The organism is Luteimonas sp. TWI596, assembly GCF_039674105.1.
GTDB lineage: Bacteria > Pseudomonadota > Gammaproteobacteria > Xanthomonadales > Xanthomonadaceae > Luteimonas.
Genome location: NZ_JBDJMU010000035.1, coordinates 1 through 18,131 on the forward strand (window position 1 = coordinate 1; position 18,131 = coordinate 18,131).

Annotated in this window: 18 protein-coding genes and 1 pseudogene; 12 read left to right on the plus strand and 7 right to left on the minus strand. The window is 70.3% G+C overall.

Annotation, left to right across the window (positions count from 1 at the left end):
* Positions 1-141 precede the first annotated feature (141 nt).
* The 7 genes from ABE487_RS16725 to rarD all read left to right on the plus strand — a co-directional run bounded on the left by ABE487_RS16725 (position 142) and on the right by rarD (position 7,193).
* Positions 142-420, plus strand: a complete 279-nt coding sequence (locus tag ABE487_RS16725) for a DUF493 family protein (RefSeq protein ID WP_183427812.1) — start codon at positions 142-144, stop codon at positions 418-420.
* 34 nt (positions 421-454) lie between these two features.
* Positions 455-922, plus strand: coding sequence for a BLUF domain-containing protein (locus ABE487_RS16730; protein ID WP_346452721.1), 468 nt, complete (start codon positions 455-457; stop codon positions 920-922).
* Entirely contained in the window at positions 919-1,599 is a 681-nt protein-coding gene (gene lipB / locus ABE487_RS16735; RefSeq protein ID WP_346452722.1) for a lipoyl(octanoyl) transferase LipB, read from the plus strand. The genes ABE487_RS16730 and lipB overlap by 4 nt, the downstream gene beginning before the upstream one ends.
* Before the next feature lie 82 nt (positions 1,600-1,681).
* The gene (lipA, locus tag ABE487_RS16740) at positions 1,682-2,686 is read left to right on the plus strand and encodes a lipoyl synthase (RefSeq protein ID WP_346442806.1); all 1,005 of its coding nucleotides are present in this window, start codon (positions 1,682-1,684) and stop codon (positions 2,684-2,686) included.
* A gap of 199 nt (positions 2,687-2,885) precedes the next feature.
* The gene (locus ABE487_RS16745) at positions 2,886-5,075 is read left to right on the plus strand and encodes a carboxy terminal-processing peptidase (protein ID WP_346442808.1); all 2,190 of its coding nucleotides are present in this window, start codon (positions 2,886-2,888) and stop codon (positions 5,073-5,075) included.
* 286 nt (positions 5,076-5,361) lie between these two features.
* The gene (yedA, locus tag ABE487_RS16750; protein ID WP_346442810.1) at positions 5,362-6,285 is read left to right on the plus strand and encodes a drug/metabolite exporter YedA; all 924 of its coding nucleotides are present in this window, start codon (positions 5,362-5,364) and stop codon (positions 6,283-6,285) included.
* Entirely contained in the window at positions 6,282-7,193 is a 912-nt protein-coding gene (rarD, locus tag ABE487_RS16755) for an EamA family transporter RarD (RefSeq protein WP_346442811.1), read from the plus strand. Before yedA ends, rarD begins: the two co-directional genes overlap by 4 nt.
* Before the next feature lie 7 nt (positions 7,194-7,200).
* On the opposite strand, the gene ABE487_RS16760 is transcribed toward rarD, so the two are convergent.
* Positions 7,201-8,274, minus strand: a complete 1,074-nt coding sequence (locus ABE487_RS16760; RefSeq protein ID WP_346442813.1) for an alpha/beta fold hydrolase — start codon at positions 8,272-8,274, stop codon at positions 7,201-7,203.
* Between the two features lie 149 nt (positions 8,275-8,423).
* On the opposite strand from ABE487_RS16760, the gene ABE487_RS16765 reads away from it, so the two are divergent.
* A complete protein-coding gene (locus tag ABE487_RS16765; RefSeq protein ID WP_346442815.1) occupies positions 8,424-9,083 on the plus strand; it encodes an NTP transferase domain-containing protein in 660 nt (219 codons plus the stop codon).
* A gap of 25 nt (positions 9,084-9,108) precedes the next feature.
* On the opposite strand, the gene ABE487_RS16770 is transcribed toward ABE487_RS16765, so the two are convergent.
* From ABE487_RS16770 to ABE487_RS16790, 5 genes are all read right to left on the minus strand, one after another.
* The gene (locus ABE487_RS16770) at positions 9,109-9,414 is read right to left on the minus strand and encodes a hypothetical protein (protein WP_346442816.1); all 306 of its coding nucleotides are present in this window, start codon (positions 9,412-9,414) and stop codon (positions 9,109-9,111) included.
* Complete coding sequence (locus tag ABE487_RS16775; RefSeq protein WP_346442818.1) at positions 9,411-10,739, minus strand: ABC transporter permease; 1,329 nt, start codon at positions 10,737-10,739, stop codon at positions 9,411-9,413. The genes ABE487_RS16770 and ABE487_RS16775 overlap by 4 nt, the downstream gene beginning before the upstream one ends.
* Before the next feature lie 10 nt (positions 10,740-10,749).
* Positions 10,750-11,916: an ABC transporter permease gene (locus ABE487_RS16780; protein WP_346447014.1), complete on the minus strand. Its 1,167-nt coding sequence runs from the start codon at positions 11,914-11,916 to the stop codon at positions 10,750-10,752.
* A gap of 196 nt (positions 11,917-12,112) precedes the next feature.
* Positions 12,113-12,808: an ABC transporter ATP-binding protein gene (locus ABE487_RS16785; protein WP_346442821.1), complete on the minus strand. Its 696-nt coding sequence runs from the start codon at positions 12,806-12,808 to the stop codon at positions 12,113-12,115.
* Positions 12,809-12,903: 95 nt separating this feature from the next.
* On the minus strand, positions 12,904-14,130 hold the full coding sequence (locus ABE487_RS16790) for an efflux RND transporter periplasmic adaptor subunit (protein WP_346452723.1): 1,227 nt from the start codon (positions 14,128-14,130) through the stop codon (positions 12,904-12,906).
* A 222-nt stretch (positions 14,131-14,352) separates the two neighbouring features.
* On the opposite strand from ABE487_RS16790, the gene ABE487_RS16795 reads away from it, so the two are divergent.
* Genes ABE487_RS16795 through ABE487_RS16810 form a run of 4 tightly spaced genes read left to right on the plus strand, consistent with a single transcriptional unit; the run spans position 14,353 to position 17,964 of the window.
* The gene (locus ABE487_RS16795; protein WP_346452724.1) at positions 14,353-15,294 is read left to right on the plus strand and encodes an ABC transporter ATP-binding protein; all 942 of its coding nucleotides are present in this window, start codon (positions 14,353-14,355) and stop codon (positions 15,292-15,294) included.
* The gene (locus ABE487_RS16800) at positions 15,291-16,073 is read left to right on the plus strand and encodes an ABC transporter permease (protein ID WP_346452725.1); all 783 of its coding nucleotides are present in this window, start codon (positions 15,291-15,293) and stop codon (positions 16,071-16,073) included. Before ABE487_RS16795 ends, ABE487_RS16800 begins: the two co-directional genes overlap by 4 nt.
* A 52-nt stretch (positions 16,074-16,125) precedes the next feature.
* Positions 16,126-17,325, plus strand: coding sequence for a sensor histidine kinase (locus ABE487_RS16805; RefSeq protein WP_346452726.1), 1,200 nt, complete (start codon positions 16,126-16,128; stop codon positions 17,323-17,325).
* 18 nt (positions 17,326-17,343) lie between these two features.
* Positions 17,344-17,964: a response regulator transcription factor gene (locus ABE487_RS16810; RefSeq protein WP_346442877.1), complete on the plus strand. Its 621-nt coding sequence runs from the start codon at positions 17,344-17,346 to the stop codon at positions 17,962-17,964.
* Positions 17,965-18,021: 57 nt separating this feature from the next.
* Here ABE487_RS16810 and ABE487_RS16815 read toward each other — a convergent pair.
* Positions 18,022-18,131 (minus strand): annotated as a pseudogene (locus ABE487_RS16815) (IS481 family transposase); the annotation flags it as partial.

Sequence of the window (18,131 nt, forward strand, 5' to 3'; positions counted from 1 at the left end):
CACGGGGGTTGGGGGGGGGTCGGGATGGGGGGTTTTTTTTATTTTGGGCGTCGCTATTTGCCACTCTGACCCCGGTTTTGTGGGCGGGGGCTCGCGCCGCGATCGCTTGGGTTCGGCGCCAACAGCCCCGATAATCCGTCGATGGACATCAAATCAGATAACCCCGAGCACGGTTTCCAGTTTCCCGGCGTGTTCGAACTCACTGCGATGGGCGCCGCCGATGCCGGCCTGGAGACCGAACTGCCGCGGCTGCTCGGCGATGCCGGCGTGGCCGTGCTGCACGAGACGGTGAACACCCGCGCTTCGAGCGGCGGACGCTACGTGTCCGTGCGCCTGAGCATCCGCGCCGAGACGCGGGCCCAGTACGACGCCGCGCACGAAGCACTGCGCGCGCACCCCGAGGTCAAGTGGACGCTGTGACTGGACCGCACTCAACGCGCGGGGCGTCCAGGGCGTGAACCGGCAGTTGCTCTATCGCAGCGGGCAGCTGTACGAGTTCACCGCGTCCGACATGCGTGCGTTGTTGCAGCATTCGCGCCAAGCCAACGCGCAACGCGGTGTCGGCGGCCTGCTGGCGTTGCGCGACGGGCTGTTCATGCAGTTGCTGGAGGGTCCCGCCGCCGTGGTCGATGCGCTGTTCTCGCGGATCGCTGCCGACCCGCGGCATTGCGAGGTCCGTCTGCTGGTCCGCGCCGAGCGTGCCGCCCCGCTGCTGCCGGACTGGCCGATGGCCTGGGCCGAGGCGCCGCCGGAAGCCGGCGAGGCGCCGGCGTTCGCCGAGCTCCAGACCGACCGCCGCGCGCTGGCCCGACTCGAGCGGGCCGGCGACGACCCGGTCGCCAGGACCTTGTGCGCGTTCCTGCAAGGGGCATCCGTGCCGCGGGGCGGCCTGGTGCCGGCGTTCGCGGGGGCTTGGGGATGACCGACGTGTCCCTGCCGCTCCCCGCGATCGTGCGCCGGCTCGGGCGCCAGCCCTATATCCCGGTCTGGCAGGCCATGCAGCGCTTCACCGATGCCCGCGATGCGAGCAGCGGCGATGAACTGTGGGTGGTCGAGCACGATCCGGTGTTCACCCTCGGCCAGGCCGGCAAGCCCGAGCACGTGCTGGCGCCGGGCGATATTCCGGTCGTGCAGGTCGACCGCGGCGGACAGGTGACCTACCACGGGCCCGGCCAACTGGTGGTCTACCCGCTGCTGGACCTGCCCCGGCTGAAGGTCGGTGTGCGCGAGTACGTCTGCCGGATCGAGCAGGCGGTCATCGACACGCTGGCCGACTGGAACATCGAGGCGGTGCGCCGCGAAGGCGCCCCCGGCGTGTATGTCGCCGATGCCAAGATCGCCGCGCTCGGCATCCGTGTTCGGCGGGGCCGCACCTTCCACGGGCTCGCGTTCAACGTCGCGATGGACCTCGAGCCGTTCCAGCGGATCAATCCTTGCGGCTACCAGGGTCTGCAGGTGATCTCGTTGGCCGACCTGGGTGGCAGCGCATCGACGGAGACGGTCGCGCCGGTGCTGCTGGCGCACCTGGCGCAGCAGTTCGGTCTGGATCTGGCGGATGCGCCGGCCCCAGCGCTTCCCGAGGCCGTCCCGCCCCGCTGACACGCAGCGTCTCCCGCCGGCCGCAGACACTGCGGGGGCGGGGGCCTACAATGGACGACCCGATCCGCGCAATGCCTTCGCCATGACCCAGACCGCCGACAAATCGATTCCGCTGCAGGTGGTGTCCGCGCCGCCGGCATCGCTGGAGACCGGCGTCAAGCAGGTCGCCGGCGACAAGATCGCCCGTTCGCCCGTGCAGTTCGCGCAGGCGCCGGTGCTGCGCAAGCCGTCGTGGATCCGCGTGCGCATTCCGTCCAATGGCGCGGTCGCCGCGCTCAAGTCGAAGCTGCGCGAGAACCGGCTGGTCACCGTCTGCGAGGAAGCCAGCTGTCCGAATATCCATGAGTGCTTCGGCCACGGCACTGCGACGTTCATGATCCTGGGCGAGGTCTGCACCCGCCGCTGCTCCTTCTGCGACGTCGCCCACGGCCGCCCCAAGCCGCCGGATGCGTCCGAGCCGCGGAACCTGGCGAACACGATCGCCGACATGGGCCTGAAGTACGTGGTGATCACCTCGGTCGATCGCGACGACCTGCGCGACGGCGGTGCCCAGCATTTCGTCGACTGCATCCGCGAAGTCCGCGCGCAGTCGCCGAACATCCGCATCGAGATCCTCACGCCCGATTTCCGCGGCAAGGGCCGCATGGAGCGTGCACTGGCGATCCTGCAGACCGATCCGCCGGACGTGTTCAACCACAACGTCGAGACCGTGCCGGACCTGTATCGCAACGTCCGGCCGGGCGCCGACTACCAGTGGTCGCTGACCCTGCTGCAGAAGTTCAAGGCCCAGCACCCGGAGGTGTCGACCAAGTCGGGCATCATGCTCGGCCTGGGCGAGACCATGGAGCAGGTGCAGGGCACGCTGCGCGACCTGCGCGCGCACGACGTGGACATGATCACCATCGGCCAGTACCTGCAGCCCTCGGCGCACCACCATCCGGTGCTGCGCTACTGGACCCCCGAGGAGTTCAAGGCGCTCGAGGACTACGGCATGGCGCTGGGCTTCAGCCACGTCGCGTCCGGCCCGCTGGTGCGTTCGTCCTACCACGCCGATCGCCAGGCGATGGAAGCCGGCGTCGCGGCCTGAGCCTTGCCCGGCCCGCGGGGTCGAGTCTGACGAATGGGTGAACGCCGGGCTGCGGCGGGATGCCGGGTGTCTGCAACACAACGGATCGCGCGTCCGGCTTGCATCGGACATGCAACTTTCGGCACTGTCATCACGTCTATTCACGCGACAGGCTCAACGAGCTGTCCATGATTCCCGAACCCGCAGCGCAGGACACCGAATGAAAGCTTCCCGTGTCGTTTCCGGCTCACTGATCGCCTTGGCGCTGGCGGTGCCGTTGGCGCTGATGGCCAGGCCCGACGCCATCGCCGAGGTCCCGGCGGCGCCCAACGTGGATCAGGTCGCAGCCTCCAAGCTCGTCTACGGGTTGCTGTCCGACAGCCGCTACGCCTACCGGCCCCGTCCGCTCGATGCCGGCATGTCGAGCGAGATCTTCGACCGGTACTTCGAGAATCTGGACCCGGGCAAGGTCTTCTTCACCCAGCAGGACATCACCCGCTTCGAGGCCCTTCGGCCGAAGATGGGCGCGGCAGTGCGCGACGGCGACATCGCCCCGGCGCTGGAGATCTTCGCGCTGTTCAAGACCCGCGTCGCCGAGCGCACCGCGCAGGCCCGCAACCTGCTCTCGCAGGACATCTTCGACTTCAGCGGCAACGACCGCTGGGAATACGACCGCAAGGACGCTGCGTGGGCGGCCGATGGCGCCGAGCTCGACACCCTGTGGCGGCAGTCGGTGCGCAACGATTGGCTGCGCCTGAAGCTGGCGGGCAAGCAGCCCGACGAGATCCGCAAGACGCTCGATCGGCGCTACCTCAACCAGGCGAACACGGTCGCCGCCTACAACGACGAAGACGCCTTCAGCAGCTTCCTCAACGCCTACACCGGCGTCATCGACCCGCATACCGACTACTTCAACCCACGTGCTGCGCGGCTGTTCAACCAGAGCATGTCGCTGTCGCTCGAGGGCATCGGCGCGCAGTTGCAGAAGCAGGACGACGTGGTGGTGATCCGCGAGGTCATCGCCGGCGGACCGGCGGCGATGAGCAACCGCTTCAAGCCCGGCGATCGCATCGTCGGCGTCGGCCAGGGCACCAACGGGCCGATGGAGGACGTGATCGGCTGGCGCATCGACGATGTCGTCGACAAGATCAAGGGTCCCAAGGACACCCAGGTGCGCCTGGACGTGATCCCCGCCGAGGCCACGCTCGACAGCGAGCCGGTGCGCATCACGCTCACCCGCGCACGCGTGCGCCTGGAGGAACAGGCCGCGAAGGCCGAGACGCTGACGCTGCCGGCCACCGAAGGCGGCGTCGACAAGCGTATCGGCGTGATCAAGCTGCCGGCGTTCTACCAGGACTTCGAGGGGCGCCGCAGCCGCAACGGCGAGTACGCCTCGGCAACGCGCGACGTGGCGCGCCTGCTCGAGCAGTTCAAGCAGGACAAGGTCGACGGCGTGGTGCTGGACCTGCGCAACAACGGCGGTGGGTCGCTGAACGAAGCGGTCGAACTGACCGGCCTGTTCATCGATCAAGGCCCGGTCGTGCAGGTGCGCGAGTCGGGCGGCCGTGTCGGCGTGCAGGCCGATCGCGATCCCGGCGTCGCCTGGGACGGCCCGCTGGCCGTGCTGATCAACCGCGGTTCGGCCTCGGCATCGGAAATCGTCGCCGGCGCCATCCAGGACTACGGGCGCGGGCTGGTCATCGGCGAGACCACGTTCGGCAAGGGCACGGTGCAGAACCTGGTCGATCTCGATCGCTGGCCGGCCAACGAGAACAAGCGTTACGGGCAGGTCAAGCTGACCATCGCGCAGTTCTTCCTGCCCGGCGGCAGCAGCACGCAGAACAAGGGCGTCGAGCCGGACATCCACTTCCCGGTGACGGTGGATGCGACCGAGTTCGGCGAGAGCACCTACGACAACGCCCTGCCGTGGTCGCGCATCGCCGCCGTGCCGCACACCCAGTACGGCAACTTCGGCGCGCTGCTGCCCCAGCTCGAACAGCGCCACCAGACCCGTGTCGCCACCGACAAGGAATTCCAGTGGTGGGCCGAGGACATCGCCGAGTTCCGTGCCGAGCGCGAGAAGAAGTGGGTCTCGCTCAATGAGGCCGAGCGGCGTACCGAGCGCGACCGCCAGACCGCCAAGCGTGCGCAGCGCCAGGAAGAGCGCAAGGCGCTGGGCCTGGAACTCGACCCGCTGGCCGAGGATTCCGACGATGACGGCCTGCAGGCGAGCGAGCGCGCAATCGCGCAGCAGACCCGCCTGGAAAAGGCGGCCGAGGAACGCCCGGACCCGCTGCTGCGCGAAGCGTCGGCGATCCTGGCCGACGCTGTGCGCCTGCTCAACAACGACCGCAAGCTTTCGGCCTCGGTGCTGCCCGAGTCGACCGGCCCCGGCCGCTGGGCGCGCTGAGTCCCCACAGCAGTCGCTCGAGGAAAGCCGCCGCGCCCGTCGCGGCGGCTTTCGTTTGGGCGCTCGAATCCGGGTGGCGGGGCGCCATGACGCGGCTCTCAGCCCGATGCGCGGCGCTGCTCACGCAAGCAGGCTTGCACAGGCAGGGCAGGCGCTCGCGCCGTCGCAGTCGCACCGGAGCAACGCTGCGCCATGCAACACCGCCATTCCAGCCATGCAACGGGCGCGCGGCGTAGAATCTGCGGCCCGCTGATGCGGGTCTGCCCTCTCTTTCGGAACTGCCCCCATGAGCAACGCGTCCGGTGTGCGTCCGGCGTCGGTACTGGCCATCGGCCTGGCGTTGGCGGCCGTTTACGTGGTTTGGGGCTCAACCTACCTTGCGATCCGCTTCGCACTGGAAGGCGGCTATCCGCCGTTGCTGATGGCCGGTTCGCGCTTCATCGCCGCTGGTGCACTGATGTACGCCGTGCTGCGCCTGCGCGGCGTGCCGGCGCCGACGCGCGGCCAGTGGCCGAACGTGATTGCGATGGGCGTGTTGCTGCTGGGGCTGGGCAACGGCATGGTCTGCATCGCCGAGCAGAGCGTGTCGTCGGGCATGGCCGCGGTCGCGGTGGCGTCGGTGCCGATCTGGGTGGCGTTGTTTTCGGTCCTGCGCGGTGAGCGGCCCGGTCCTGTCGAATGGGCGGGCCTGGCGATCGGCTTCGTCGGCGTGGTGTGGCTCAACGCCGGCAGCTCGCTGACCTCGACGCCGGCCGGGCTGGTCGCGCTGCTGATCGCGCCGCTGGCCTGGGCGTTCGGCTCGGTCTGGAGCCGCGGCCGCGACCTGCCGTCGCCGTTCATGGCCGCGGCCGCGCAGATGCTCGCCGGTGGCGTGCTGATTCTCACGACCGGCCTGCTGCTGGGCGAGCGGCTGGACGTGCCACCGACCCCCAAGGGCCATCTTGCACTCGCTTATCTCGCCTCGTTCGGCTCGATCGTCGGCTTCACCGCCTACGTGTGGCTGCTGCACAACGTCCGCCCGACGCTGGCCAGCAGCTACGCCTACGTCAATCCGGCGATCGCGGTGGTGCTCGGCGCCTGGCTGGCCGCCGAGCGGTTCACCGCGCACGACCTGGGCGCGATGGCGGTGATCCTGGCGGCGGTGGTGGCGATCACGCTCGGGCGTGCGCGCAAGGCGCCCACGCCCGTCGCCACCGGAGACGAGGCATGAACGACGCCGTGCAGGCCCGTCGCGGGACATGGATCGCCGCCGCGGCGTTCGTGATCTGGGGGCTGATGCCGATGTACTGGCATCTGCTGCGCGAGGTGCCGTCGCTGCAGATCGTGCTGCACAGGGCGATCTGGTGCGCGATCCTCGTGGCCGCGTGGCTGACGCTGCGCCATGGACGCGGCTGGCTGCGCGAGACCATCGCCCAGCCGCGGTTGGCCGGCATGCTGGCGCTGTCGGGCGTGCTGATCGCCGGCAATTGGAGCCTGTACGTGTGGGCGGTCAACAGCGGGCATGTGGTCGAGGCGAGCCTGGGCTACTTCATCAACCCGCTGCTCAACGTGGTCATCGGCGTGCTGTTCCTGCGCGAGCGGCTGTCGCGGCCGCAATGGATCGCCGTTGCACTGGCGGCCTGCGGCGTGCTGTGGCTGACTTTCAACTACGGCAGCTTCCCGTGGATTGCGCTGTGCCTGGCCGGCTCGTTCGCGCTGTACGGGCTGATCCGCAAGTTCGCGGCGGTCGAGGCGGTCAGAGGCCTGGGGGTGGAGAACCTGTTCGTGTTCGGGCCGGCGCTGTTGGCGCTGGCCTGGCTGGAACTGCGGGGTGGCGGCGGTTTCTTCTCGCTGCGCTGGGGTGGCCTCACCGATGTGCTGCTGGTGATGGGCGGCGCGCTGACCGCGATTCCGCTGATCTGCTTCGCCTACGCGGTGCGGCGGGTGCCGCTGACGGTGGTCGGGCTGATGCAGTACATCGGTCCGACGCTGCAACTGCTGCTGGGCGTGTTCTTCTTTGGCGAAGCGTTCGGCGCCGACCGGGCCACCGGCTTCGCCTTCATCTGGGCGGGGCTGGTGATCTTCGCGGTCGACGGCTATCTGCAGGCGCGCCGGCGGATCGTCGCGCAACAGGCCTGAGCGCGGATCAGGCCTTGGCCGGCGCAACGCGCGCGCGGGCAGGGCACGTCGGTGCGTCCAGCCAATTGACGACCGTCGGCAACAGCAGGTCGAGCTGCATCGGCAGGCTGAGGTGGTCCTCGCCGGCCAGTTCGAGATAGCGCGCCCGCGGCGCGGCGGCGGCCAGCGCACGGCCGTGCGCGACCGGGACGTGCCGATCGGCGCGGCCATGGATCAGCAGCACGCAGCCGGGCACGCGAGTGAGCGCCGCGCCGACATCGATCTCGTCCAGCGGCAGGTCCAACATGGCGCCGGCCTGCACGATCGCCGTGTCCAGCGTCGCCGCATCGACCCGCCAGCGCAGCCAGCGTCGGGTGAGCCGCGCCTGCCAGTCGCCGGTATCGTCGGCGAGCATGTGCGGCACCATCGCGCGGATCGCGCCGCCGGCGTTGGCGAACGACTCCAGGGCCACGATTCGGTGCGCCGCCAGGTGCGGATCGGTCGCGGCGAACAGCGCCGTCGCTGCGCCGTAGGACACGCCGAACACCGACATCGGCCCGACCACCTCGCCGCGCGCACGCAAGGCGGCGACCGCATCGACGACATCGGCAGCCTCGCGTGTGCCGTAGCCCGACGGCGCGGCGCCGGAGCGGCCGTGGTTGCGCAGGTCGAGTGTGATCGTGCGGTAGCCGGCCTGCGCCAGCGCCAGCGACCACGGCAGCAGCGAACCGCCGTCCATCATCCAGCCATGCAGCAGCACCACCGTGCCGCGCGGGGCGGCGCCGGTCGCGACCGGCGATTGGAAGTCCAGGTGCACCTCCAGGGGCGCGGCTTCGCTCGGCGGGCGTGTCCAGGCGTAGTCCATCCGGTAGTCGCCTGGATCGAGCGCGCGCCAGAACAGCGGCACGCCCGACGCGGTGGCCACATAACCGCTGCGGTGCGGAAGCCGTGCGTAAGCGGCCTCCAGGCGTGCCTGCGGCAGCAGCGGCGATGCGCCGTCAGGCGCGACCAGATGGGCGGCGAGTGATGCCGCAAGACCCGGCCACGACGAGAACCCGGCGACCAGCAGGCAGGCGAGCAGCAGGGCAGCAAGGCGGAGCATCGGACGGCCGCAGCGACAACGGCCGCGCAGACTAACGACCCGATCGGCGGCGCTGCTATCGCACTCCGATGACAACGGCATGACAGACGGTGCGCGTTCAGCGCATCGATCCGAGCGTCCCAGGGCGCAAGCTCTGGCACAGTGACGCGATGTCCAGTTCCGATGCGAATGCAGCCGCGGGCCCTGCTGCCGCTCCGCGCAACGCGGCCGGCCATGCCACCGTCGTGCTCGCTGCCGGCGGCAGCACGCGCCTGGGCCGGCCCAAGCAACTGTTGCGTCGTGCGGGCGAACCGCTGGTCGTCCGTGCGGTGCGGCTCGCGGCGGAGACCGCGCCCGACCGGCTGGTGGTGATGCTGGGCGGCCATCGCGATGCGGTCGCCGCCGCCCTGGCGTCCGCACCCGGCGAGCGCTGCGACGTGCCCGAATGGCGCGCGGGGCTTGCCGGGAGTCTCGCCGCCGCGGCGCGCGCGCTGCAGGGACATACCGGACCGGTGCTGGTGGTCGGGGTCGACCAGCCTGCGCTCGAAGCGACGCATCTGCGCGCGTTGCTCGTCGGCGGGGCGAAAGCGGCGTTCGGCTGCGCGGCGACGCTGCATGGCGATCGCCCGGGCATTCCGGCCGTGCTGTCGTCGGCACTGTTCGCGCAGGTCGAGGCGTTGCACGGCGATCGGGGCTTCGGTGCGCTGCTCGCGGCGCTGCCGCAAGGCGGGCTGTTCCGCCTGGAGGCGCCGGCGCTGCAGCGCGATCTCGACACGCCCGAGGATGTCCGGCAGGCGCAGGCCGACGGCCTGCTGGATCGCGACGACTGAGTGCGCCCGGTCGCGCGGTGCCGTGCTAGCGCGTCGCAAGCAGCCAGACGACGACGGCGCTGCCGACGACCGCCACGGCGATTGCGGCCTGACGCCAGCGCGCCGCGCGTCGGCGATAGCGCGCGACGCGTTCGGCGTTGAGCGCGTTGGCGCGCGCAATCAACGGCGCGGTCTCGCGCTCGGCGCGGGCGTAGATGGCCTCGGCGCGGTCGGGCGCCGCCTCGGCCTGCAGCGCTGCGTCCTCGTAGCGCTCGAACGCGCGGGCCTGCAGCGCCTGGATCTCGCGCTGCAGGTTCGTGTTCGACAGCGTGGCCGGATCGCCGCCGCTCATCCGGCACGCAGCGCGGTGGTCACCGGCAGCTGCGCCGCACGGACCGCCGGGAACAGCCCGCCGACGAAGCCGATCGCCAGTGCCCATTTCAGCCCGCCCCACAACAGCGCGGGCGTGACCCGGAACTCGAACGTCATCTGGCCGACGCCGCCGGCGAGCGTCGAGGCGCCGTAGCCGTCGAACAGCAGCCAGGCGATCGCGCCGCCGAGCAGGCCACCCAGCAGCGCCAGCAGCATCGTCTCGAGCATGACCGCGACCACGACCGGCAAGCCGCGGAAGCCGATCGCGCGCAGGGTCGCGATCTCGCGCGCCCGCGCCGCGACCGTCGCGAACATCGTATTGAGCGCGCCGAACACCGCGCCGACCGCCATGATCGAGCCCACGACGATGCCGATGACGCGCAGCACCTTGGACATGCCCTCCGACTGCTTGGCGAAGTAGTCCAGCGTGGTGCTGACCTCGACCTGGGTGCGCGGATCGGCATCGAGGCCGGCCTTGAAGGCGGTGAAGGCACCCGGATCGGTCAACCGCGCGGTGATCGACGCACGCGTCGAACCGCGGCGGTAGGTGGTCGCGACGACCTCGGCATCGGCCCAGATCTCCGAGTCGGTCGCATCGCCCGCCTCGAACGTCCCGACCACCTGCCAGGTGTCGCTGCCCAGCCGGATCGACTGGCCCGGGTCGAGTCCGGCGAACTGCTTGCGTGCGCCCTTGCCGACCACCAGTTCGCGTTTGCCGGTCTCGAACATCCGCCCGTCGACGATCCGCAGCTTCGGCCGCACCTGGAAGGCCATGTCGCCGACGCCGCGGAACTGCACGCTGCCGTCTTCGTCGGGCGCGCCGCCGCGCAGCGGCAGCGTCGCGGCGACGACGAGCTCGGGCGAGGCCAGCGGCCGGCCGTCGGCGCTGCGGGCGATCTGCGGTGCCTGCATGACTGTGTTGATCGTCGCGCGGTCGAGCGTGGACATCACCTCGGCGATCGAGCCGCCGCGCAGCACGATCGCATTGGTGGCATCGCCCGTGCTGCCGACGGTCTGTCGGTAACCTTCTGCCATCGACAGCAGTGCGACCAGCACCGCGACCACGCCGGCGATTCCGATCACCACCACCGACGAGGCGCCCAGCCGCTGGCCGAGCGTGCTGATGCCGACGTGGCTGACCGACGCCGCCTGGCGCCCACCGCGGCTGAGGCTCATCCACAGCGCGACCGCGAGCGCGGCCGCGAGCAGCACGTACCACGGCGCCAGGATCCAGACGACGAGCGCGACGAGCAGGGCCGCGCCCAGGGCGGCGTTCTGCAGCAGGGATTTGAGCAACGGAAGCATGGCGGTCTCCTCAGCGGCCCGCGAGGGCATCGACGATGTTCAGGCGCATCGCGCGCAGCGCCGGCAGTGCGCCGACGACCAGGCCGATCGCACCCATCAGGCCCAGCCCCAACAGCCAGCTGCGCCACTCGATCCCTGGCAGGCGGATCATGTCCCCGGCCACGAGGTTGAGCACCGCACTGGCCGCGGCCGCCAGGCCCAGGCCGAGCACGCCGCCGAAGACCACCAGTACCATCGATTCGGCCAGCACCAGCATCAACACGCTGGTGCTGGAAAAGCCGATCGTCTTGAGCACAGCCAGTTCCGAGGTGCGCTCGCGCACCGCCTGCGCCATCGTGTTGCCGGTCAGCAGCAACAGGGTGAAGAACACCGCGCCCATGATCGCGCTGACGATCATGCCGATGTCGGCCATCTGCTTGAGCTGGGAGGCGATCGCCGCGCCTTCGGTCATCGTGCGCGTCTCGTTGGGCGAGTTGGCCGACAACGCGTCGATCGCCTTGGCGGCGCGATCGGCGCGGCGCACGTCCGACACCCGGCTGACGTACCAGCCCACCTCGTTGTCCACGTAAGGCGTGGACTGGGCGTAGTAGTCATAGTGCATCAGCAGCATCTGGTCGTTGAAACCGCCTTGCTTGCCGCCACGGTTGCGCAGCACGCCGACGATGTCGAACGACCAGTTCATCGAGCCGTCGCTGTTGGGGAAGATCGACGACTGCAGCGGGATGCGGTCGCCGAGCTTCCAGTCGAAGCGCTGCATCAGCTTCTCGCCGACCAACACGCCGGTACGCGTGTTCGCGAACGCGTCGCGCTCGGCTTGCGCGACGTCGATCTCCGGATACAGGTCGAGATAGTTGGGCGCGACCGCGAAGCTGAAGATCTGGTTGCGCGGCCCCTGGTAGGTGCCGCCGAACCAGCTGGCGTAGGTCACCGCCTCGATGTTGTCGACCAGCTCGATGCGCTTGCCCAGCGCCTGCGGCAGTGTCTCGATGAACGACAGCCGCGACGAGGTCTGCAGGCGTTGCGCGCCATCGGCATTCTTTCCGAGCTGCTCGAACGCCACCCGGATGCCATCGAGCAGACCGAACAGCAGGAAGGCGGCGACGATCGACGCCACGGTGAGCGCGGTGCGGGTCTTGCGGCGCATCAGCGCGGCCCAGACCAGATGCAGGTATTTCATGGGATGTCCTGCCGGTGTAGTTCAGGAATTCGGTGATGGCTTCGCACCTTCCCCCGCTAGCGGGGGAAGGCCGGGATGGGGGCGAGGGATCGGATCGCGGAGAAGTGCGGCCCGCACAATGCGTGCGGGTGTTCTTAATCGAACTGATCGTTTGCCCCCACCCAACCCTCCCCCGCGTGCGGGGAAGGGCTTCAGATCAAGCCGCCGCTGCGTGCTCGCTGACCAGCGTGCCCTTGTCCAGATGCAACGTGTGGCTGGCGTACTCGGCGGCCTTCGGGTCGTGGGTCACCATGACGATGGTCTTGCCGTGTTCGCGGTTGAGCGTCTGCAGCAGGCCCAGGATGTCCTGCGCCGATTGCCGGTCGAGATCGCCGGTCGGCTCGTCGCAGATCAGCAGCGTCGGGTCGGAGACGATCGCGCGTGCGATCGCCACGCGCTGCTGCTGGCCGCCCGACAGCTCGTTGGGCTTGTGCGAGGTGCGGTCCGACAGCCCGACCAGGGTCAACGCGATCTGCGCGTTGCGCTTGCGCTGCGCGCCCGAAAGCTTGGTCAGCAGCAGCGGCAGCTCGACGTTCTTCTGCGCGGTCAGCGCCGGCATCAGGTTGTAGAACTGGAACACGTAGCCAACGTTGCGGCTGCGCCAGCTCGACAGTTGCCCGCCGCCCATCCGATCGATGCGCTCGCCGTTGACCGAGATCTCGCCGCCGGTGGGCGTGTCGAGCCCGCCGATCAGATTCAGCAGCGTGGTCTTGCCCGAACCCGAGGGGCCCATCAGCGCGATGAAATCGCCTTCGGCGATATCGAGATCGACGCCGTGCAGGACCTCGACCCGCTCGGGACCGCGCTGGTAGGACTTGGTGAGGTTGCGGATCGACACCAGTGCCATCGTCATTCCCCCTTTCGTGATCTGGAAATTGCGGTGCTGCTCAAGGCGCGCAGCGTGTTGTCGTCGGTCGCACCATCTGCGCGAATGCGCCTTGCAGTGGGTCAGTCCTTGACCCGGACGCGGCTGCCGTCGGCGAGTGCATCGGGCGCATCGACCACCAGCACATCGCCGGGCGCCACCCCGGATGCGATCTCGACATTGCCACCGATGCGCTGGCCCAGTTCGACGGTGCGCTGGCGCACGACGTCGCCGTCGATGACGAACACCACCTGAGCGCCATCGCGCTCGGCCAGCACGGTCGCCGGCACCCGCGACAACCGCGGCGCATCGGCGTCCTGGGCCGGGCGCGCCTGCTCAAGGAAGCTCACCGTCGCCCCCATGTCCGGCACGATGCGCGCGTCCTTGGCGTCGAGCGCGATGCGCACCTTCACCGTTGCCTTGCCGCGGTCGGCGGTCGGCACGATCGCGATCACGCTGCCGGGAATCTTCCAGTCGGGATAGGCGTTGAGCGTGGTCTCGACCGGCATGCCCGGCGACACCCGGCCGATGTACGACTCGCCGACATCGACTTCGACCTCGAGCGAATCCATGTCGACGATGGTGCCGATGCCGGTGCGGGTGAAGCCGCCGCCGGCCGACAGCGGCGACACGATCTCGCCCGGCTGCGCGGCCTTGGCGATGACCACGCCGGCGAACGGCGCGCGCACCAGGGTGTCGTCGACGCCGATCGTGGAGATCCGCAATTGCTCGTCGGCGACGCTGGCGTTGCGGCGGGCGGTGGCCAGTTGCGCACGCAGGGCGTCGCGCTGGGCGACGGCCTGCTCATACTGCGCCTTGGACACCAGTTGCTGGCCGACCAGGGCCTGCAGGCGCTCGGCGTTGGCGGCGGCCTCGGTCAACTGCGCCTGCACGCCGGCGACCTGGCTGCGCGCGGCCTCGAGCTGGGCGGCGGACAGGTCGCGCCGGGCATCGGCGTCGATCGGGTCGAGGGTGGCGAGAATCTCGTCGGCCTGCACGTGCTGGCCTTCCTCGATCCGCACCTCGCGCACGCGGCCGGTGATCTTGGCCGACACGGTCGCCATGCGGCGGGCGACGACGTAGCCGCTGGCGTCGAGGACCGAGCCGCCAGCGCTGCCCGGCGCACTGGCCGCGGCCACCCCCGTGGTCTCGACCTCGATCGCGCGCGGCGCCAGCAGCCAGGCCGCGAGCAGCAGGACGAGCGCGACCACGGCCGCGATGCCCAGCCCGATCCACAGGCGGCGACGCGACGGGGGCGGGGCGCTGCGGTCGATGCGGAGTTCCTTGAGCAGGTCTGCGTTCGTGTTCATCGGAGCCTGGACGGGAGAACCGCGGTCAGTGTGACCGCGGGGGACGACGGTTTCCAATCTGCCGGCGGCCATGGCCGGCCGAGGGGGCCGCATCGGCACAGTCTGCCGCCCCGCAGGCGCCGGCGGCACGTGACAGCTGTCAGACGATCGTGCTGACGTTTGCGCCTGATGCCGCGCCAGCCCGACGCCGAGACTGGGCGCCCGTCAGAAGGAGACACGACGATGTCCATGTCCGCGATCGCCAACGCATCTGCACCTGCCGTCGTTGATCCGCTCGCGTGTCTGCGCGGTGTCACGCGTGACCGCGGGCGCGTTCGCGCGCTCGACGGCGTCGACCTGGCGGTGCCGCCCGGCCAGGTCACCGCGCTGCTCGGCGTCAATGGGGCGGGCAAGTCCACGACCATCGACGTTCTGCTCGGGTTGCAACCCGCCGACCGGGGCGAGGCCCGGCTGTTCGGCCGCCCGCCTGCCGACCCGGTCGCACGACGGCAGATCGGCGTGATGCTGCAGCAGGCGCAGTTGCCCGAGCGGCTGCGGGTCGGCGAATTGCTGGCGCTGGTGCGCAGTTGGTATCCAGCGCCGCGCAGCCTGGCGGACTGCGTCGCCCTGGCCGGACTTGAGGGGCTGCTGGCGCGGCGCTATGGCCGGCTCTCGGGCGGGCAGCAACGGCGCGTGCAGTTCGCGTTGGCGTTGTGCGGCCATCCGCAATTGCTGTTCCTCGACGAACCCACGACCGGTCTGGACCACGATGCCCGGCAGCAGGTCTGGCAGGCGGTCCGCGCCCTGGTGGCCAATGGGGTGGGCGTGTTGCTGACCACGCACGACATGGCCGAAGCGCAAGCGCTGGCGGATCGTGTCGTGGTGCTGGCTGCAGGCCGCGTCTGCGTTGCCGGCAGTGTCGATGCGGTCCGGGCGCGGGTCGCGCAGCGGCGCGTCGCCTGCGACAGCGCGCTGCCGGAAAGCGCCATCGTGACCTGGCCGGGGGTCGCGTCGGTGAGCCGGACGGGGAGACGCCTGACGATCATGGCCGACGACGCGGACACAATGGTGCGCAGGCTGCTGCAGGCCGATCCGCAGGCCAGTGGGCTCGAGGTGCGCAGCGCGGACCTGGCCGAGGCGCTGACGGCCCTGCCTGGACAGGCGCAGGCGGGAGCAGGCGCATGAGCGCGCAGGCACGGCGCGATGCGCCGGTCAGACGGGCCCCGATGGTGCGCGCGGTGGCGCAGACGGTGCGCTGCGAACTGCTGCGGCTGCTGCGCGAACCGATGTATGTGCTGCCCACGCTGTTGTTTCCCGCGCTGTTCTACGCGATGTTCGGGCTCGTGCTCGGCGGCAACCGGGGCAGTGCCGAGGTCGCCCGCTATCTGCTGGCGACGTATGGCGTGTTCGGTGCGATGGGCGCGGGCCTGTTCGGGTGCTCGGTGACGCTGGCGATCGACCGCGAGCGCGGGTTCTTTGCATTACAACGCGCGCTGCCGGCCCCGGGGGGCGCCTGGCTGGTGGCGCGAGCCGCGATCGCGCTGCTGTTCTCGCTGGTGATCGTGCTGGAGTTGGCGGCGCTGGCCACGACGTTCGGCGGTGTGTCGCTGGCGCCCGCGCAATGGGCGCAGCTGTGGGCGGTCACCGTGCTTGGCGCGTTGCCGTTCTGCGCGATCGGCCTGCTGCTGGGCAGCGTCGCCAGCGCCAACGCCGCGCCGGCCTGGGCGAACCTGCTGTTCCTGCCGATGGCCTTTCTGTCGGGGCTGTGGCTGCCGCTGTCGATGCTGCCCGATGCGCTGGCGCAGTTGGCGCCGCTGTGGCCCGCCTACCACCACAGCCAGCTCGCGCTCGCAGTGCTGGGGGCCGATGCCGGGCGCGGCGTCGGCGGCCACATCGCGGTGCTGACGGCGACGACGCTGGTGTGCGCAGGGCTCGCGCTGCGTCGGCTGGCGCGGGTGGGCTGACGGCGTGGACGCAGATCGCCTGCCGCCCGCCGGGCCGGTTACGCTGGCGGCCGTGAGCGCCCAGATACCCGACAACGCACGCCTCCGGCCCATCGCAGGGTTGCGCCCGGCGCCCGATTCGGTACTCGGGCTGGCCTTGCGCCAGGGCCGGCCAGCGTGGAGCGAGGGCATCCACGCGCTGTGGTCGATCTGGGTGTTCGTGGTGCCGATGTTCTCACCGCGCGGCTACGACCTGCGCTGGCTGATGCTGACGCTGCTGTCGTATCCGGCTTTCCTGGCGCTGTTCGTCGGTGCCCTGGTCCTGCCGCCGCGCCGCGCGCCCTGGTGCGCGGCGGCGATGATCGCGATGTGTCTGGCGATGCTGCCCTGGTACGTGTCGGGGTTGAGCTATTTCGTGTTCGGCTGCGTCTTCCTCGGCACGCTGTCGCGTGGGTCGGTGTGGCGCTATGCGCTGACGCTGGCGGCGCTCAATGCGGGGTTGCTGATCTGGGCGCGCTGGCTCGGCTATCCGTGGACGGCGCTGGCCTGGATGCCGCTCACCACCGGGGTGATCGGCATGTTGGTGCACGTCGACCGTCTGCGGCACGCACAGGATGCGGCACTGCGGCTGTCGCACGACGAGGTCCGGCGCCTGGCCGCGGTCGCCGAGCGCGAGCGCATCGGGCGCGATCTGCACGACCTGCTCGGGCACACGCTGTCGATGGTCGCGCTGAAGGCCGATCTTGCGTCGCGGCTTGTGGAGCGCGATCCAGACGGCGCCCGCCGCGAGCTCGGCGAGGTCGGCGGCATCGCGCGCGATGCGCTTGCGCAGGTGCGCCAGGCGGTCAGCGGCATCCGCGCGGCCGGGCTCGCCGCCGAACTCGCGTCGTCGCGCTTGCTGCTCGAGACCGACGGGATCGCGTTCGACTACGTGCTCCATGCCAACGTCGCCGATGCAGGCCTGCCGCCCGAGGTGGAGACGGCCTTGGCGATGACGCTGCGCGAGGCGGTCACCAACCTGCAGCGCCACGCGGGTGCGCACGGCGCACAGGCGACGTTCTCGCGCGAGGGCGATGCGATCCGCTTGCAGGTGGTCGACGACGGCCGCGGCGGTGCGATCGTGCCGGGCAATGGCCTGTCGGGCATGCGCGAACGCATCGAGGCACTGGGCGGTCGCCTGCACGTGGAGGGCGGCGCCGGTGGCACCTGCGTCGATGCGCGCATTCCGTTGCAGCCCGCGCCCGGGGCGCGCCTGCGCGCCGGCGCCTGCTAACGTCGCGCCATGCCGCGCATGCCCACCGCCGACGCACCTTTGCGCATCCTCATTGCGGAGGACCAGGCGATGCTGCGCGGCGCGCTGGCCGCACTGCTGAATCTGGAAGACGACCTGACCGTGGTCGGCAGCGTCGGCGACGGCGAATCGGCCTGGCGCGCACTGCAGCGGCTGGCACCGGACGTGCTGGTCGCCGACATCGAGATGCCCGGTCTCACGGGACTGGAGCTTGCGCAGCGCATCCAGCGCCATGGGCTGCCGGTGCGCGTGGTCATCGTCACCACGTTCGCGCGGTCCGGCTACCTGCGCCGTGCGCTCGATGCCGGCGTCGGCGGTTATCTGCTCAAGGATGCGCCGGCCGAGCAACTCGCCCAGGCCCTGCGCCGGGTCCACGACGGCGGGCGGGCGATCGACCCGCAACTCGCGCTCGAGGCCTGGAGCGAGCCCGATCCGCTGAGCGAGCGCGAACGGCAGGCCCTGCGGCTTGCCGGCGAGGGCCTGGATGCGACCCAGATCGCGGCGCGGCTGCAGCTCTCCCATGGCACCGTACGCAACTATCTGTCGGAGGCCATCGGCAAGCTGGGCGCCGGCAACCGCATCGAGGCCTATCGGCTCGCGCGCCAGAAAGGCTGGCTGTAGCGACGGCCGCATGCGGTCAGGCAACGGCGACAGGGTGTGCGCGACGACGGCGGGCTGCTAGCTGTGTAAAGCCAGCACGTTGTTCACAGTTATCGGAATTCTGGAGATAGGCGGGTTGTAGCCGAGGCTGGCATGGGGTCGATGCCAGTTGTAGGTGTGCAGCCAGT

Bases quoted from the DNA above. Each gene is read 5' to 3' on its own strand.
- ABE487_RS16745 (WP_346442808.1), top strand. From the start codon at position 2,886: ATGAAAGCTTCCCGTGTCGTTTCCGGCTCACTGATCGCCTTGGCGCTG.
- ABE487_RS16725 (WP_183427812.1), top strand. From the start codon at position 142: ATGGACATCAAATCAGATAACCCCGAGCACGGTTTCCAGTTTCCCGGC.
- ABE487_RS16790 (WP_346452723.1), bottom strand. From the start codon at position 14,130: ATGAACACGAACGCAGACCTGCTCAAGGAACTCCGCATCGACCGCAGC.
- ABE487_RS16785 (WP_346442821.1), bottom strand. From the start codon at position 12,808: ATGACGATGGCACTGGTGTCGATCCGCAACCTCACCAAGTCCTACCAG.
- ABE487_RS16795 (WP_346452724.1), top strand. From the start codon at position 14,353: ATGTCCATGTCCGCGATCGCCAACGCATCTGCACCTGCCGTCGTTGAT.
- ABE487_RS16770 (WP_346442816.1), bottom strand. From the start codon at position 9,414: ATGAGCGGCGGCGATCCGGCCACGCTGTCGAACACGAACCTGCAGCGC.
- ABE487_RS16800 (WP_346452725.1), top strand. From the start codon at position 15,291: ATGAGCGCGCAGGCACGGCGCGATGCGCCGGTCAGACGGGCCCCGATG.
- lipB (WP_346452722.1), top strand. From the start codon at position 919: ATGACCGACGTGTCCCTGCCGCTCCCCGCGATCGTGCGCCGGCTCGGG.
- rarD (WP_346442811.1), top strand. From the start codon at position 6,282: ATGAACGACGCCGTGCAGGCCCGTCGCGGGACATGGATCGCCGCCGCG.
- lipA (WP_346442806.1), top strand. From the start codon at position 1,682: ATGACCCAGACCGCCGACAAATCGATTCCGCTGCAGGTGGTGTCCGCG.
- ABE487_RS16810 (WP_346442877.1), top strand. From the start codon at position 17,344: ATGCCCACCGCCGACGCACCTTTGCGCATCCTCATTGCGGAGGACCAG.
- ABE487_RS16760 (WP_346442813.1), bottom strand. From the start codon at position 8,274: ATGCTCCGCCTTGCTGCCCTGCTGCTCGCCTGCCTGCTGGTCGCCGGG.
- ABE487_RS16780 (WP_346447014.1), bottom strand. From the start codon at position 11,916: ATGAAATACCTGCATCTGGTCTGGGCCGCGCTGATGCGCCGCAAGACC.
- yedA (WP_346442810.1), top strand. From the start codon at position 5,362: ATGAGCAACGCGTCCGGTGTGCGTCCGGCGTCGGTACTGGCCATCGGC.
- ABE487_RS16775 (WP_346442818.1), bottom strand. From the start codon at position 10,739: ATGCTTCCGTTGCTCAAATCCCTGCTGCAGAACGCCGCCCTGGGCGCG.
- ABE487_RS16765 (WP_346442815.1), top strand. From the start codon at position 8,424: ATGTCCAGTTCCGATGCGAATGCAGCCGCGGGCCCTGCTGCCGCTCCG.